Raw genomic sequence first — 15,370 nt, 5'->3', positions numbered from 1 at the left:
TATGAAACATTACTTTTTGACTTTTGCTGCCTGCCTTTGGGCATCCGTTACCGCTTTTTCACAACCCGTTTATGAGTTCAGGGGTGCATGGATAGCTACTGTAGACAATATCGACTGGCCCAGCCGGGGCAACTATAATACTGAAAAGCAAAAGGCTGAATTCATCGCTCAGCTGGATATGCACAAGCGGAATGGCCTCAATGCCATGATCGTGCAGATAAGGCCTGCTACTGATGCTTTTTATCCATCTCCATATGAGCCATGGAGCCAATGGCTTACCGGCAAGCAGGGCAAAGCGCCTGCGCCTTACTATGATCCTTTACAGTTCATGATCGAGGAAACGCACAAGCGTGGCATGGAATTCCATGCCTGGTGTAATCCTTACCGGGCAGAGTTCAGCATCGGCAAATCGTCTATTGCTGCCAACCATGTGACCAAACTGCATCCCGAATGGTTCGTGGCTTATGGTCGTACACGTTATTTTGATCCCGGCAATAAAGAGGCGCAGCAGTTTGTGGTGAAGGTGATCCGCGATGTAGTGCGCCGCTATAATATCGATGCTATTCATTTCGATGATTACTTTTATCCTTACCGCATTGCCGGAAAGGAGTTTCCCGATAATAAGAGCTTTACGAAGTATGGCAACGGCATGGATAGGGAAGAATGGCGCCGGAGCAATGTAGATTCCATTATCGTGATGCTGAGCCGGGCCATCAAGGAAGAAAAGAAGTATTGCCGGTTTGGTATTTCGCCTTTCGGGGTTTGGCGTAATCAACGTGATGATCCGGAAGGAAGCGCCACTACTGCCGGCGTGACGAATTATGATGATCTGTATGCTGATATTTTGTTGTGGCTGGAAAACGGCTGGATCGATTATGTAGCGCCTCAATTGTATTGGGAGTTTGGTCACAGAGCGGCTCCGTTTGAAATATTGCTGGACTGGTGGAGCAAGCACACGTATGGCAGGCATTGCTATATCGGGCTGGCGCCTTACCGTGCTAACAGTAATGCTGCCTGGCGCGACAAGTCGATGCTGACGCGGCAGATCGCAGAGATACGTCAGTATCCCGAAGTGCAGGGTGCTATTTATTTCAGCAGCACGTCGTTTGTGAACAATCCCAATGGCTGGAGTGATAGTCTCCGGTTGAATTATTATAAAGAGCCTGCTTTAATTCCCGGAATGAGCTGGATCGATTCGCTGCGACCCGTGGCGCCTGTGGTAAAATCTTTCACAGTCGTTGACAGTTCTACTTTCGATATCACCGTGGTGAAGTCGGAACTGGAAAAAAGGCCTATCAATGGTTTCAAGGCTTACTTAAGTGCCGAGACCACGTCAGCTTTCATCAATTTTTACAATGCCAAGCCCATCGATGTAAAGCCGGGCACAGAATCCTGCGTATTTCGCATACAGCTGCCAGCCAATAAAAAATATGCACGCATTTTCCTGACTACACAAGACGATGCAGGCAATGAAAGTCTACCGTATGCCGACTGGCCTTTGCCACTGCATTTCGAAAAGCTGGAAAACGAAGCCTGGATCGTGCGGTAGAGTAGTATTGTTTACCTTTGCGGGCAGATCCAATTCTTATTTCTGAAATTATAAATTAGTTATATGCCTGGTTTTGAATTATTTGGCGCATCCGAGCGCAAGCATGTGAATGATGTAATGGAAACGGGTATCCTGATGCGGTACGGTTTCGATGGTCCACGTAAGGGTATCTGGAAAGCAAAGGAACTGGAGCAGGCTATCTGCTCAGTATTCGGCTCCAAATATGCGCAACTGGTTTCCAGTGGTACCGCCGCTCTCACCACTGCCTTGAGTGCGTTGGGCGTGGGCTATAGCGATGAGGTGATCATGCCTTCGTTTACGTTTGTGGCGAGCTTTGAAGCTGTGTTGAGTGTAGGCGCAGTGCCCGTGATGGTAGATGTTGATGATACGCTGACGCTGGACCCTGCGGCTGTTCGCAAGGCTATTACGCCTAATACCAAATGTATTATGCCAGTGCACATGTGCGGCAGCATGGCCGACCTCGATGCGCTGCAAGCTATCTGCAAGGAACACAAGTTAATCCTGTTAGAAGATGCCTGTCAAAGCATCGGCGCTCAATATAAAGGGAAATACCTCGGTACTATCGGTGATGCCGGCACTTTTTCTTTTGATTTCGTAAAAACAATCACCTGTGCCGAAGGTGGTGTAGTGCTGACTAATCGTGAAAGTGTATATACTGACAGTGACGGTTATAGTGATCACGGCCACGATCACAAGGGTGTTGACCGTGGTGCTGACCTGCATCCTTTTATTGGCTACAACTACCGTATTTCTGAATTGCATGCTGCAGTGGGTCTGGCCCAGGTGGAAAGGCTGCAAGAGTTTCTTTCTATCCAACGTAAGAATCATGCTGCACTGAAAGCTATTTTATCTCAGGTGCCTGAGATCAGCTTCCGCCGCATTCCCGATCCTTCAGGTGATAGCTGCACATTCCTCAGCTGGTTTCTGCCTACGCATGAGATCACAGAGGCTGTAGTGAATGAACTGAAGGCTCAAAATATACTGGCGGGTAACTTTTACTGGTTCAATAACAACTGGCATTATATCCGCAAATGGGATCACCTGAAGCAGTCTATTACTTTGAATGCCCTGCATCCCGATCTGAAGGCTGCTGTGATCCATCACGCCAATAAAGACTTTTCTGCCAGCGACGCCATCATGAGCCGCTGCATCTCTACTGCCATGAGCCTGCTTTGGACGCCTGAGCAGATCAAGGAAAAGGGAGACAAGATCGTGAGTGCGGTGAGGAAGGTGCTTGCTGCGCAAAAGGCGACAGTGTAAGGTATGTGAGCTGTGAGAAGTGAAACGTGAGACATTTGATTTAGAGCAAATTACTTAGCTATATAATCAAGAGATGGTGAATAGTCTTTGGGAAGGCTGTTCACCATTTTTATTTGCCTTCGAGGGTATTGCAATCTTTCAGAGAGCCGAGGCGGAAACGTAGTGGCAGGCCGGCCGCTTTTTCGAAATGGAGTTCCTGCCGGCAAAAGAAGCCAAAGTTTTGTGTGTAGAAGTTGTTGCTGATGGTGGACGTTGCTCCGGGCAGTTTCGGTGGCCATAAGGGCTGTACCGCATTTTTTGATGTAAGCCAGGCTATGGTATCGGATGGGAGCGTTAATTTGTTAAAATGTAATGTTCTGGTGGCATACCAGGGCCGGGGGTTGGCCGCCAAAACCAGCCCTGGCACTGCAATTGATGGTGGCTGTGCGAGTTTTTGCTGCGCCTGCAAGTTTAACATTTGAAAAGAAAATGCCAGTGCAACAATAATTTTATAAAATCGTTGGTTCACGTTCATTACTTTTGTACTTAAATTTACGGCCTGATTTTTGTGGTTGCCGCCGATTTTCCAAATTTTCTGGCTCTGAAGCGGTAAAAAACCCCTGACGAACAATGGCATTGAGTCAAAGCTTACAGCAAAAGTTATTACAAAAGTTGTCCCCTCAGCAGATTCAGTTGATGAAGCTGCTGCAGGTGCCTACTGCCAACCTGGAGGAGCGGATCAAAGAGGAGCTGGAGGAAAACCCTGCGCTTGAAGTTTCGGACGAAGATCATGATGATCAGTTTGATAATGAAACAAAGGACGAGTTCGAAAGTTCAGAGGACGATTTTGAGCCAGATGGAAGTGAAGAGGAATACGACAATATCGATATCAGCGAATATGTGGGTGATGATGACGGGGAGATCGCCGAGTATAAGATGAAGGACGACAATTATCCCGAAGTGGACGATAATAAGGTTGTTCCTTACCGGATCGAGACGTCTTTTCACGAGCATCTCCTGGAGCAGTTGGGCATGTTGAAGCTGGATGACCGGCAGCGGCGGATAGCCGAACAGATCGTTGGTAGTATCGATGATGACGGATACCTGCGCCGCGAGGCTTCTGCCATCGTGGATGACCTGGCTTTCCGGCAAAATATCGATAGTAATGAGCATGAAGTGGAAAGTGTGATCAGGCTGATACAGCAATTCGATCCAGCCGGCGTGGGCGCCCGCAACCTGCAGGAGTGTTTGTTGCTTCAATTGAACCGGCAAAAGGTCCTTGGCAAGAAGGTGGACACCGCCATAGACGTGCTCTCCAACTACTTCGACGAGTTTACCAAGAAGCACTACGATAAGATACAACGGGGACTGAACCTGAGTGATGAAGGCCTGAAAGAGGTAATCGGTCATATCATCCGTCTTACGCCCAAGCCTGGCGGCAATCATGGCGATATCAACAAGGCCGAGAGCTATGTGGTGCCCGACTTCTTCATTTTCAATAATGGGGGTAAGCTGGAACTGACCCTCAACTCCAAGAATGCGCCCGACCTCCGCATCAGCGAAGGCTACCGGGATATGCTGAAAGAATATGACAGAGGAAGCAAGAAGGACAAGCGGCAGAAGGAAGCGGTGATCTTCATCAAGCAAAAGATAGACGCGGCCAAATGGTTCATCGATGCCATCAAGCAACGGCAGCATACGCTGACGAGTGTGATGGAAACCATCATGGACTATCAGCACGACTTCTTCCTGACCGGTGATGAAACGACTCTGCGTCCCATGATCCTGAAGGACATCGCTGAACGTACCGGGCTGGACATCTCCACCGTAAGCCGGGTAGCCAACAGCAAGTTTGTACAAACAGAGTTTGGGACGTACCGGCTGAAGTTCTTCTTCAGCGAATCGCTCAGCACCGATAGTGGTGAAGAGGTAAGTACCCGTGAGGTGAAGAAGATCCTGAGCGACCTGATCGAGGGGGAAAGCAAAAAGAAACCGCTGAGTGATGAAAAGTTAACTGATATGCTCCAGGAAAAAGGCTATAATATTGCACGTAGAACGGTAGCCAAGTACCGGGAGCAGTTGAATATTCCCGTTGCGAGGTTGCGTAAAGAATTATAATGGAAAATATTATTGCCCAACAGCCTTCTCTGAACGGGGGAGCACATTTCCGGCAGCCAGCCATCGTGCGCTTTCTCGCTCACCTGTTCTCATATGTATTTCACCCGGTATTGATCGCTTCGTATGTAACTGCCTTCCTGGTATTTTTACATCCCCTGGCTTTTGCCGGTTATGATTTCCGGGACAGGTTCCTGGTGCTGGCGGCAGTATTTTTCAGCAGCACTTTCTTACCGGCTTTCTCTGTTTTCCTGATGGAAAGGCTGGGTTTTGTTTCTTCTATTTTCCTGCGTACGCAGCGTGAACGGATCATTCCTTATGCGGCTGCTATTATCTTCTACTTCTGGATCTGGTATGTTTTCCGCAATCAACATAGAACACCTATCTTCTTCGTACAATTTTTATTGGGCACCTTCCTCGGCGTATGCGGCGCCTGGATGTGGAATATCCGTCAAAAGGTAAGCATGCACGCTACTGCCGTGGGTGGTATGGTGATGTTCTTTTTATTGCAGATACTGACCGGAAAGGAAGTAACCGGACAATACTTTGCAGTGGCGCTGTTGATCGCCGGTATTGTTTGTACCTCCCGCCTGATCGTCAGTGATCATAGCCGCCAAGAAATATATGTGGGATTTTTTACCGGTGTAGCAGCCCAGGTAGTGGCCTGGTGGATATAAAAAGAAAAGCCCAACCATAGGGTACGAACCTATATTGAGCTTTCCCGCCTTCAAACCATCTGAAGTTTACTTGTCCAATCTTAGCCGTTCAATATGTTGGACTTTGTCAGATAGTATTTTGTAGGATGGTAGATGAACATACATGAACCTCCTTTGATTGTTTCTATAACCTGATCTAATTCATTTACCGGAACAGCAGGACACCCGAGGCTGTTGCCTAAAAACGGGTTTTGCTTCAACCATCGTTTTCCCACATAATTAGAACTGTGGATGACAATCCTGCGTTCAAACGCCTTATCATTAATTCCCTGTTCAAGACCATCTATATTGAGGGAAAGCCCATTTGCTCCCTGGTAGGTATTGCGTGTAATATAAAATCCGAGGCTGCTTTTAAAAGATTCCGGTTTGTTGGAGAAAGACCGGGCAAACTCTTTGCCTGACCGTTTTCCGTGGGCAACGTAGGTGTTGACCAATAAGCGCTTGTGGGCAAGGTCGATCACGTACAGCCTTTTCTTGCGGGATGACTGGCTGAAATCGCAAATAGAGAGTACACTATCATTCGGCAGCACTTCTTCCTGCGTGAGCTTTTTATATCCCTTCAAGGCGTATTCAAGTGCTTCTTTTTGAAGTCCCAGCTGCTGAAGGTGCAGACTGTCGTATAAAAAATCCACCTCTTCCCTGAACATCTCGTCCGTGGACTTAACTACTGTATGTTGTGGTGATGTATAAAGTATTAAAACTGTGTGGCTTGGAACGCCGGCCTTCTCTTTATTATTACCCGACATAAATACCGGGCACATGGCAAAAATGCATAATAATAAGCCTGTGAGTATAGATTGTAATGGGCGATGCATGGTTGCAGGGTTACGGATACATAGTCATTTACCGTTTTATAAACGGTGGGCAGGATGAAAATAGTATGAAGGATTTTCCCCACCCCAGGGTCATTTTGTCCGAACGTCGTTGGGATCAACCTTTTGGCCAAACTCGCTGGCGTAAATCTTGATCATAAGCAAGAAAAGGGAGATCAAAATGGGGCCGAAGATGAGGCCAATGAACCCAAACATGCTGACACCGATAATGACCCCAAAGACAGTGATCAGGGGGTGCACATCGCCCAGCTTTTTCTGTAGCCAGAAGCGAGCAACATTATCCGACACTCCTATTACTCCAAATCCATATATGAGCATAATGACGCCTTTACCGTTGTCGCCAGCAGCAAAAAATAGCAAGCTTACAGGAATATAGGCTACCGCAGCCCCTACCACGGGCAACATGGCGGCAATGCAGGTGATCACAAACCAAAATATTGGCTCCTGCACGCCTAAAATCACATAGCCTACCAGGCCGATTAAGCCTTGTATCAATGCAATCAGCGGAATGCCAATGGCATTGGAGTTGACCAGAAGGTTAAGGTCGCGGCGTAATAAAAGGATATTCTCGTCTTTAAGTGGCACCCATTCGTAGAAATGGGATTCCATTTTGCGCCCGTCCACCAACATGAAGAATAATATAAAATACATGATCAGGATGGTCGTAAGGGTATCGAAAGTGGCGCCCAATATCTTCGGGAGTGTTTCGGCGCCTATGGTAGAGATCCGCCGAATGTTCTCATCGGTCAGGATGTCTATATTGTATCTTTTCTCATATGTACTGATGAAGTTCTGAATAGAGGTCAGGATGTCGGAGGAATGCTCGATGGCAAATGCTATCCGGGAAGTCATCATATTGGCCAATATCAATATGGGCACCATGATGACGAGGAAGGAGGTCAGCATGAGCAACGCGGCTGCCAGGTTCTTGTTCCATTTGTATTTGCCCTGGAGAATGAACATGTATTTGCGCATAAGCACATACAGGGTGTAGGAACCAAGGAAAGCAGGGATAAAGGTTTTGAGGTGTATGAACAGGACTACGCCGATAAAAATAATGGTGATCAGGATTAGTATCTGGCGGATAGCGTTATTAGAGATCGAATTCATAATATAGTTTCTGGTTTCCTGTTTTTGGTTGTTTCGTGTTTTGACTGAAGTAGCAAGGTTGTTGTTTTTGCTGGTTTTCAGCCATTACCCCCATTAGCAAGTTCTTAAATTTACTCAACAGGCTGCACTTTGGCGAACTAAAAACAAAAAACCAGAAACTATCAACTGCTTATATTTTCACTTTTTTCCAGGCTCCGCGCCGGAAGATGATCACACCGGCAATACTTATGCCCGCCTCCGCAGTGAGTATGGCGATGAAAACACCGGTAGGTCCCCAGTTGAGCGTGATGGCCAGCAGGTAAGCTACCGGAATCTGGAACAGCCAGAAGCCAAAGAAGTTGATGAAGGTGGGGGTCTTTGTATCCCCGGCACCATTGAAGGCGCTCGTAACCACCATTCCTACTCCATAGAATATGTAGCCAAGGCTAACAATATGTATCGCTTCTGTGGCAATTTTTACTACGCCGGCATCTTTATTCATGAAAGCCGTAATGTAATCGGACGTGAACAGGAACAGGATTATGACCAGTCCCATAAAGATGGCGTTGTACTTGGCCGTTTTCCAAACCGATTGCTCGGCCCGCTCGGGTTGCTGGGCACCCAGGTTCTGTCCTACCAGTGTTGCGGCCGCATTGCTCATGCCCCAGGCCGGCAACAGGAAGAACATCAATATGCGGATGGCCAACCCATAGCCGGCTACCGCATCATCTCCAAAACGAGTGATCAACCGGGCCAGGAACATCCAGCTGGCTGAAGCAATGAAAAACTGCAGGAATCCCACCCAGGAGATATCGAACAGCGTCTTAAAAATGCCCAAATCGAGCTTAAAATGCTCTCTTTTGATGCGAATTATACCTTTTCCCTTGAATAAATGATATAATTGATAGGAAACGCCTATTCCCCGGCCAATGGTGGTGGCGATGGCTGCACCCGTCAATCCGTAATAGTGGATCAGGATGGGGCATAGAATAATGTTGCACCCGTTGGCAATCCACAGGGACCACATGGCAATGACTGCATTGCCTGCGCCGCGGAAGATACCGTTGATCAGGAAGAGCAGCATGATCACTACCGAGCCGCCAAACATAATGCGGGTGTAGGGTGTGCCCCATGCGATCACTTCTGCCGAGCCGCCCATCATTTGGAGAATGTAGGGGGCACAAAAGGCACCTGCCACGCTGATCACCAATGTGATAATCAATGCGAGGTTGATGGCCTGGGCTCCTGATTTAGCGGCCAGATTCATATCTTTTTCACCCACGCGGCGGGCTACTACAGCCGTGGCGCCCATGCTGAGGGCAATGGCTACCGAGTATATGATGGTGAGTACGGATTCTGTCAATACTACTGTCGATACTGCCTGCCGGGGGTGTTCGGTTCGGCCTAAAAAGAAAATGTCTACTACTGCGAAGACACTTTCCAACATCATTTCAAGGATCATGGGAATGGCGAGCATCAATACTCCTTTCCGGATGCTGCCTTGTGTAAAATCCTGGTGTTCTCCTTTCAGCGCCTGTTTAATAAATGTAAATACAGACGTTTTGCTGGTTGTTTGATTCATGGCGTAATACTCCTTTCTGAGTTGAATGAATATAATAAATATAGCTGTGAAGACCGCCGTAAGAGCGGACAAAGGGGGTAGTGCAATAAGTTCGCTGCTTACTTAAGCGAGGTTTTCGGCGAACGTGGAGACTATCATATTACAATGGAGTTGAGAAAATCAAAAGTAGAGAAAATCGATCAAAATGTCCGGAATCGGGCATTTTTCATTTTGCGTTTTTTGATAACGCCGTGATTATAAGCTTAATGCGATTGGTACATGGCTTGAAATACTATTGTCCAAACTGAAAGTAAAGCCATGGATAGTGCCATTTCCCCTACCATTCTTCGACAACGTAAAAGAAAGATCATCGGCTGGGTTATTGTTATCACGATCGCCCTCGCGGGCGGCATATGGCTATTGCGCCACTCCCTGTCTTCCACTGTTAAACGCTCAGCTATCACTACTGCCGTGGTGGAAAAAGGCGATGTGGAGAACACCATTCCGGCTACCGGCGAAATTCTGCCCGAGTTTGAAGAAGTGATTACCAGTCCCATCAATGCTGTGATCAAAAATGTGCTGCTGGATGCCGGTACCCCCGTGAAAACCGGCCAATCGGTATTGGAGCTCGACAAAGAGTTTACGCGCATCGAACTGGAAAAGCTGAAGTTTCAACTGGAGCTGAAGCAAAACAACATCAGCCGGTTGAAGCTGCAACTCGACAAAAGCTTTTATGACCTGCAAGCGAACGACTCCATCAAGCAATTACGGATCAACAGTCTTGAAGCCGCCGTGCAAGATGCCAAGCGGCTGTACAAAGCCGGCGGTGGTACACGAGAAGAAGTAGAACAAGCCGAACTGAACCTGAGGGTGGCCCAACTGGAAAAACGCCAGCTGGAGCATGAGATCAAAAACAAACAGATGACCATGCGCACCGACATGCGGGAGTCGGAGATCGGTGCACACATTCAACGCAAAGACCTGGACGAACTGGAGCGCAAACTGGTGCAGGCTGATATTGTAGCTAACCGTAACGGGGTTATTACCTGGGTCAATAAAAACATTGGCTCCAAGATCAATGAAGGAGAATCACTGGTAAAGGTAGCCGACCTCGGCAGTTACAAGATCGTGGGCACTATTTCCGATGCCTTTGCCGAACAAGTGCATACCGGCATGCCTGTAATAGCCCGCATCAATGATTCGCTGCTAAAGGGAGTCGTGATGAATATCCATCCAGCTGTTCAAAACAATATTCTCTCTTTCGATGTGCAGCTTGATAACCGCAATAGCAAGTTGCTGCGTCCGAATATGAAGCTCGATATCTTCCTTGTAACGGCTGTGAGCAAGGCCACCATGCGTATTGCCAATGGCCCTGCATTCAAAGGCGGCGCCGCGCAAGACATTTTTGTGGTGCAAAATGGTAAGGCTACCCGTCGTACTGCGCAGGTAGGGTTATCCAATTTCGACTATGTGGAGCTGAAAGACCAGGCAGCGCCGGGCGAAACGGTCATCATTTCGGATATGAGCCAATACAAACATGTTAAGGAAATCACCATCAAAGACTAAGCGGCATTTATGAACAGGACATTTTATACAGGCATTGTACTTACATCATTGTGTTGCCGGTCGATGGCTCAGTCAACTACAGACACTTTGCGGCTCAATCTGCCGCAGGTGGTGGAGATGGCAAAAAACCAGTCTATTGCCGCCAAGCAGGCAGCCACACTGAAAGAGAATCGGTACTGGCTTTGGCGCACGTATCAATCCAATTACAAACCTCAACTGGTATTGGATGGCAGGCTGCCGGGTTATAGCAGAACCTATCAGGAGATATTGCAACCGAATGGCACGATCGATTTTCAACCGGTAAGGAATAATAACTCCTCATTAAATCTATCGCTGGAACAGAGTATTGCGCAAACTGGTGGAACCATCTTTGGTACTACACAACTGCAACGCTTCGATGATTTTGACCGGAAGAATACTTTGTACAACAGTGTTCCGTATGCATTGGGTTATGCCCAACCTTTGTTCAGGTTCAATAACCTGAAATGGGATAAGCGCATCGAGCCGCTGAAATACCAGGAGAGCCGGCAGGAGTATATCGAATCCATGGAGCAGATCTCTATCAGGGCAACAAGCTATTTCTTTGACCTGCTGCTGGCGCAGGTAAATCTGCAGATCGCTGAAACGAACCTCAATAATACCACCAATATTCTTCGCATTGCCAATGAGAAGTTTGAGCTGGGCAAAGTGTCGCGCAATGAGATCCTGCAATTGCAGCTGGAGTTGTTGAAGTCGCAGAAGTCGGTGGCCAGCGCACGCCGTGAGATGGAGATAGCCGTGCTGAACCTGCGCGCTTATTCAGGGCTGCCCGGTAATGAAAAGATAGCGCTCGACCTGCCCGGCCATGCCATCAAGCTGAAAGTAACAGCCGACCAGGTATTGACCGAAGCTTTTGCCAACCGCTCTGATGCCATCTCTTTTCAACGTAAAGTGATAGAGGCGAAGCGGGATGTTGCCAAGGCCAAGGGTGATAATAGCTTGAATGCTACGCTTACTGCCCAGCTGGGTTTTTCCAATAGCGCTCTTAATTTGCCCAATGTCTACAAATCACCCAAAAACCAACAGCAGCTCCAACTCGTATTTGATATCCCTATTCTCGACTGGGGCCGGTCACGCTCGCGGTTAAAGACTGCACAAGCCAACCAAAAGTTTGTGGAATATGAAGTGGAGCAGGCGCAGCAGGTTTTTAAACAGGAGATATTCACACAGGTAACTTTGTTCGACATGATGCAGGATCAGTTATCGCTCACCGCACAGGCAGACAGCATCGCTTCGGAAAAATACCAGATTGCGCGGGAGCGGTATGTGTTGGGCCATTTAAGTATTACCGACTTAAGTATTGCTTTCCAGGAGAAAGACCAGGCCAAGCGTGATTATGTTTTCGCTTTACGTGACTTGTGGGGGGCTTATTACCAACTGCGTTACCTTTCGCTGTATGACTTTGAGAAGAATGAAAAGATCATTTATAAATAATTTTAAACCAGATAATACAACCGTATGATACAATTACAAAACATTGAAAAAGTATACCACACCAGCACCGTGGAAACGCTGGCGCTGAATAATGTGAACCTCACTATTCAGAAAGGAGAGTTCCTGTCCATCATGGGTCCTTCGGGCTGCGGTAAAAGCACCCTGCTCAATATCATGGGACTGCTCGACGCACCGACTAAAGGTGAAGTAAAAATAGGCAATGAGTCTACTGTCAACTTATCCGACAAACAGATGGCGCATTTCAGGAATAAGAAGCTGGGCTTCATTTTCCAGAGTTATCACCTTATCAATGACCTGAAAGTGCTGGACAATGTAGAGCTGCCTTTATTATACCGCAACAGTTCGGCCAAGGAAAGAACGCAGCTGGCAAAGGCGGCCCTGGAGAAAGTGGGGCTCAGCAACCGCATGAAGCATTTCCCTACGCAGCTTTCCGGTGGTCAGAAGCAAAGGGTGGCCATTGCGCGTGCCATTGTAGGTGAGCCTGAAATTATTCTCGCCGATGAGCCTACCGGTAACCTTGACAGTGCTATGGGTAATGAGATCATGGATATTCTGCTGGAGCTGAACAGCCGGGATAAGTCGACGATTGTGATGGTAACGCACGATGAGAACATGGCGCGGAAGACGCACCGGCTGGTGAGGTTGTTTGATGGATCACAAGTAAGCTAAGAATAGCTACAAGCCAATTTCTACTTGAAGTATAAGCCTATAAAGATTAACAAGTACAACAACTCCTTATGTTAAAGAATTATTTTAAAATAGCTATTGCAGTGCTGAAGCGGCGTAAATTCTTTACGTTCATCAGCTTGTTTGGCATCAGCTTTACGCTGACGATCCTGATCGTGCTGACGGCCTTCCTGGATCACCTGATCAGTCCGCAATATCCTGACACCAAACGTAACCGCTCTTTGTATATTACCGTGGCGCAAATGGAGGATGACAAGAAAGGTTATTATAGTAATGGGCCATTGAGTTATTATTTCCTCGATAAGTATGTTCACAGCCTGAAGACGCCTGAAAAGGTAGCCATCTCTTCCATCTTTACACCAACGAATACGTATGTGAACAACAAGAAACTGGTGATCAATGTGAAGTATACCAACGTCGAGTTTTGGGATGTGCATGATTTCGCATTTCTGGAAGGAAGGTCTTATACAGACCAGGAGATCACCAATGGGGATCGCGTGGCTGTTATTACCGAAAAAACAAAGCTGGCTTATTTCGGGGAAGCAAGTGCCGTTGGCAAATACATCGAAACTGACAACGTGAAATACCGCGTGGCTGGTGTGGTGAAGAATGTACCTATCACCATTCTGTTTTCTTATGGCGATATGTTTTTGCCTTATACGCTCGCCAAAACCGACCGTAACAATAAAGAGTATAGCGGCATGTATACCGGTATGATCCTGGCCAAATCCAAGGCAGACCTGCCACGCATTCAGGAAGAATATCGACAGGTAGTTGCCAAGGTGCCCCTGGAAGGTAAAGAGTACAATAAGTTTTACAGTAATGCAGATACCTACCTAGCCAGCTTTACGCGTACTATGTTTGGCAAAGAGCAGGACTCGGGCAAAAGCAAGTTCATCATGTGGGTAGGCATTTTTGCTTTGTTCTTCATGCTGCTGCCTACGCTGAACCTCATCAATATCAACATCAGCCGCATTATGGAACGATCTTCTGAGATTGGCGTACGCAAGGCATTTGGCGCTTCGTCCAAAACACTGGTGTATCAGTTTATCATCGAGAATATCATTCTCACATTGATCGGCGGCATACTGGGCATCGTATTCTCTGTTATTATTCTCGCGGTGATCAACAACAGTGAGCTGTTACCTAATGTCATCTTAACAGTGAATATTACTGTATTGGCGTGGGCTTTGTTGATCTGCCTGGTATTTGGGTTGTTCTCAGGCGTGTACCCAGCCTGGCGCATGTCGAGGCTGCAAGTGGTTGCAGCGCTCAAAGCGCAATAGTATTTTATTTATCATTTTTCAATTGTCCTGATATGTTGAAGCATTTGTTCAAGCTGATCTGGAATAAAAAGAAACAGAATTTCGTGCTGATGCTGGAAATACTGGTTTCCTTCCTCGTGATCTTTGCGGTATTCACGATGGTGGTTTATTACTATAAGAATTACCGCAAGCCGATAAACTTCGAATATGAGAACGTGTGGGCTATACAGTACCAAACGGAGGAAAGGCCGGGACGCGATGATTCCCTGATGATGTTTCATGATGCGCTCCGCAACCAGTTAAAAGCGATGCCAGAGATAGAAGCGGTAAGTTTTACCAGTCATAATATCCCTTTTGCAATGAGCTCATCGCAAAACAGTGCCGAGTATGAGGGGGTAAGGGCTACCGGGGTCAATGATTATACGGCAGAGGATGATTACGACAAGGTATTGGGTCTTACCATGCAATCGGGCCGGTGGTTTTCGAAAGCAGATGCCGGCCAGAAATACAAGCCGGTAGTGATCAATGAGTCATTAAAAGAAAAACTGTTTGGCAACAAAGAAGCGATAGGAAAGCTGCTTAATAAGGAGTCGGCCAATCCATTTAAGGTTATTGGCGTTGTCAACGACATCAAAGACAAGGGTGATTATAAGTCATCAGGGTATGGCATGTACCGGAAAGCGGATACGAGTGCCTATCACTGGATGCGGGTGATGCTGGTAAAGGTGAGCCCGAAGGTCAATACAGCTTTCGAAGGTCGTCTGTACAGATCGCTGTCGAGCTATTTAAAGAATGCCACCATAGAAATAGAGCACCTCAGCGAGAAGCGTACGTCCATGAATAATTTTACGCTGATTCCTATGATCATCCTGATGATCGTTGCCGGCTTCCTCGTACTGAATGTGGCGCTTGGCCTGTTTGGGGTGTTGTGGTATAATATCAACCGGCGAAGGAGTGAGATCGGATTGCGTAGAGCTATTGGGGCTACCGGACAATCTATTTCCCGTCAACTGGTGAGCGAAGCGCTGATCCTTTCTACCATTGCGTTGATCGTCGGTTGCTTTTTCGCTGTACAGTTTCCATTAATGCATGTGTTTGATATGGAGACAGGGGTATACCTCACGGCTATAGGTTTATCGATATTGTTTATTTATGTGTTGGTCATGATCTGTTCTTTTTATCCGGGCAAGCAGGCTGCGACTATTTACCCGGCTGTGGCATTGCATGAGGATTAG

Annotated in this window: 13 protein-coding genes; 9 read left to right on the top strand and 4 right to left on the bottom strand. The window is 47.2% G+C overall.

Annotated elements, in window-relative coordinates; all coding sequences use genetic code 11:
- Position 1: 1 nt before the first annotated feature.
- Complete coding sequence (locus AC5JBY_RS05040; RefSeq protein ID WP_495903470.1) at positions 2-1,549, top strand: glycoside hydrolase family 10-like protein; 1,548 nt, start codon at positions 2-4, stop codon at positions 1,547-1,549.
- 63 nt (positions 1,550-1,612) lie between these two features.
- Entirely contained in the window at positions 1,613-2,830 is a 1,218-nt protein-coding gene (locus tag AC5JBY_RS05035; protein ID WP_495903469.1) for a DegT/DnrJ/EryC1/StrS family aminotransferase, read from the top strand.
- Between the two features lie 109 nt (positions 2,831-2,939).
- Here the strand turns inward: AC5JBY_RS05035 and AC5JBY_RS05030 are convergent, their stop codons facing one another.
- Positions 2,940-3,287: a hypothetical protein gene (locus AC5JBY_RS05030; RefSeq protein WP_495903468.1), complete on the bottom strand. Its 348-nt coding sequence runs from the start codon at positions 3,285-3,287 to the stop codon at positions 2,940-2,942.
- A gap of 152 nt (positions 3,288-3,439) precedes the next feature.
- Here AC5JBY_RS05030 and rpoN point away from each other — a divergent pair, with 152 nt between their 5' ends.
- Both rpoN and AC5JBY_RS05020 read left to right on the top strand, forming a co-directional pair.
- Complete coding sequence (rpoN, locus tag AC5JBY_RS05025) at positions 3,440-4,927, top strand: RNA polymerase factor sigma-54 (RefSeq protein WP_495903467.1); 1,488 nt, start codon at positions 3,440-3,442, stop codon at positions 4,925-4,927.
- Complete coding sequence (locus AC5JBY_RS05020) at positions 4,927-5,601, top strand: hypothetical protein (RefSeq protein WP_495903466.1); 675 nt, start codon at positions 4,927-4,929, stop codon at positions 5,599-5,601. Before rpoN ends, AC5JBY_RS05020 begins: the two co-directional genes overlap by 1 nt.
- A gap of 80 nt (positions 5,602-5,681) precedes the next feature.
- Here the strand turns inward: AC5JBY_RS05020 and AC5JBY_RS05015 are convergent, their stop codons facing one another.
- From AC5JBY_RS05015 to AC5JBY_RS05005, 3 genes are all read right to left on the bottom strand, one after another.
- Positions 5,682-6,455 (bottom strand): murein L,D-transpeptidase catalytic domain family protein, encoded by a 774-nt coding sequence (locus AC5JBY_RS05015; protein WP_495903465.1) that lies wholly within the window; start codon positions 6,453-6,455, stop codon positions 5,682-5,684.
- A gap of 90 nt (positions 6,456-6,545) precedes the next feature.
- Complete coding sequence (locus AC5JBY_RS05010) at positions 6,546-7,583, bottom strand: AI-2E family transporter (RefSeq protein ID WP_495903464.1); 1,038 nt, start codon at positions 7,581-7,583, stop codon at positions 6,546-6,548.
- A 169-nt stretch (positions 7,584-7,752) separates the two neighbouring features.
- Positions 7,753-9,144, bottom strand: coding sequence for an MATE family efflux transporter (locus AC5JBY_RS05005; RefSeq protein ID WP_495903463.1), 1,392 nt, complete (start codon positions 9,142-9,144; stop codon positions 7,753-7,755).
- A gap of 297 nt (positions 9,145-9,441) precedes the next feature.
- Here AC5JBY_RS05005 and AC5JBY_RS05000 point away from each other — a divergent pair, with 297 nt between their 5' ends.
- The 5 genes from AC5JBY_RS05000 (at position 9,442) to AC5JBY_RS04980 (ending at position 15,370) form a co-directional block, all read left to right on the top strand.
- The gene (locus tag AC5JBY_RS05000) at positions 9,442-10,689 is read left to right on the top strand and encodes an efflux RND transporter periplasmic adaptor subunit (protein ID WP_495903462.1); all 1,248 of its coding nucleotides are present in this window, start codon (positions 9,442-9,444) and stop codon (positions 10,687-10,689) included.
- 9 nt (positions 10,690-10,698) lie between these two features.
- The gene (locus AC5JBY_RS04995) at positions 10,699-12,162 is read left to right on the top strand and encodes a TolC family protein (protein WP_495903461.1); all 1,464 of its coding nucleotides are present in this window, start codon (positions 10,699-10,701) and stop codon (positions 12,160-12,162) included.
- Positions 12,163-12,186: 24 nt separating this feature from the next.
- Positions 12,187-12,852, top strand: a complete 666-nt coding sequence (locus AC5JBY_RS04990) for an ABC transporter ATP-binding protein (protein ID WP_495903460.1) — start codon at positions 12,187-12,189, stop codon at positions 12,850-12,852.
- A gap of 68 nt (positions 12,853-12,920) precedes the next feature.
- Entirely contained in the window at positions 12,921-14,156 is a 1,236-nt protein-coding gene (locus AC5JBY_RS04985) for an ABC transporter permease (RefSeq protein WP_495903459.1), read from the top strand.
- A 32-nt stretch (positions 14,157-14,188) separates the two neighbouring features.
- The gene (locus AC5JBY_RS04980) at positions 14,189-15,370 is read left to right on the top strand and encodes an ABC transporter permease (protein WP_495903458.1); all 1,182 of its coding nucleotides are present in this window, start codon (positions 14,189-14,191) and stop codon (positions 15,368-15,370) included.

It is taken from the genome of Paraflavitalea sp., assembly GCF_059502485.1.
The sequence above is the reverse complement of the archived record's forward strand: the minus strand, read 5'-3'. Positions and strand labels throughout refer to the sequence as shown.

Coding starts and splice junctions, on each gene's coding strand:
- AC5JBY_RS05040 (WP_495903470.1), top strand. CDS start 2: ATGAAACATTACTTTTTGACTTTTGCTGCCTGCCTTTGGGCATCCGTT.
- AC5JBY_RS05035 (WP_495903469.1), top strand. CDS start 1,613: ATGCCTGGTTTTGAATTATTTGGCGCATCCGAGCGCAAGCATGTGAAT.
- AC5JBY_RS05030 (WP_495903468.1), bottom strand. CDS start 3,287: ATGTTAAACTTGCAGGCGCAGCAAAAACTCGCACAGCCACCATCAATT.
- rpoN (WP_495903467.1), top strand. CDS start 3,440: ATGGCATTGAGTCAAAGCTTACAGCAAAAGTTATTACAAAAGTTGTCC.
- AC5JBY_RS05020 (WP_495903466.1), top strand. CDS start 4,927: ATGGAAAATATTATTGCCCAACAGCCTTCTCTGAACGGGGGAGCACAT.
- AC5JBY_RS05015 (WP_495903465.1), bottom strand. CDS start 6,455: ATGCATCGCCCATTACAATCTATACTCACAGGCTTATTATTATGCATT.
- AC5JBY_RS05010 (WP_495903464.1), bottom strand. CDS start 7,583: ATGAATTCGATCTCTAATAACGCTATCCGCCAGATACTAATCCTGATC.
- AC5JBY_RS05005 (WP_495903463.1), bottom strand. CDS start 9,144: ATGAATCAAACAACCAGCAAAACGTCTGTATTTACATTTATTAAACAG.
- AC5JBY_RS05000 (WP_495903462.1), top strand. CDS start 9,442: ATGGATAGTGCCATTTCCCCTACCATTCTTCGACAACGTAAAAGAAAG.
- AC5JBY_RS04995 (WP_495903461.1), top strand. CDS start 10,699: ATGAACAGGACATTTTATACAGGCATTGTACTTACATCATTGTGTTGC.
- AC5JBY_RS04990 (WP_495903460.1), top strand. CDS start 12,187: ATGATACAATTACAAAACATTGAAAAAGTATACCACACCAGCACCGTG.
- AC5JBY_RS04985 (WP_495903459.1), top strand. CDS start 12,921: ATGTTAAAGAATTATTTTAAAATAGCTATTGCAGTGCTGAAGCGGCGT.
- AC5JBY_RS04980 (WP_495903458.1), top strand. CDS start 14,189: ATGTTGAAGCATTTGTTCAAGCTGATCTGGAATAAAAAGAAACAGAAT.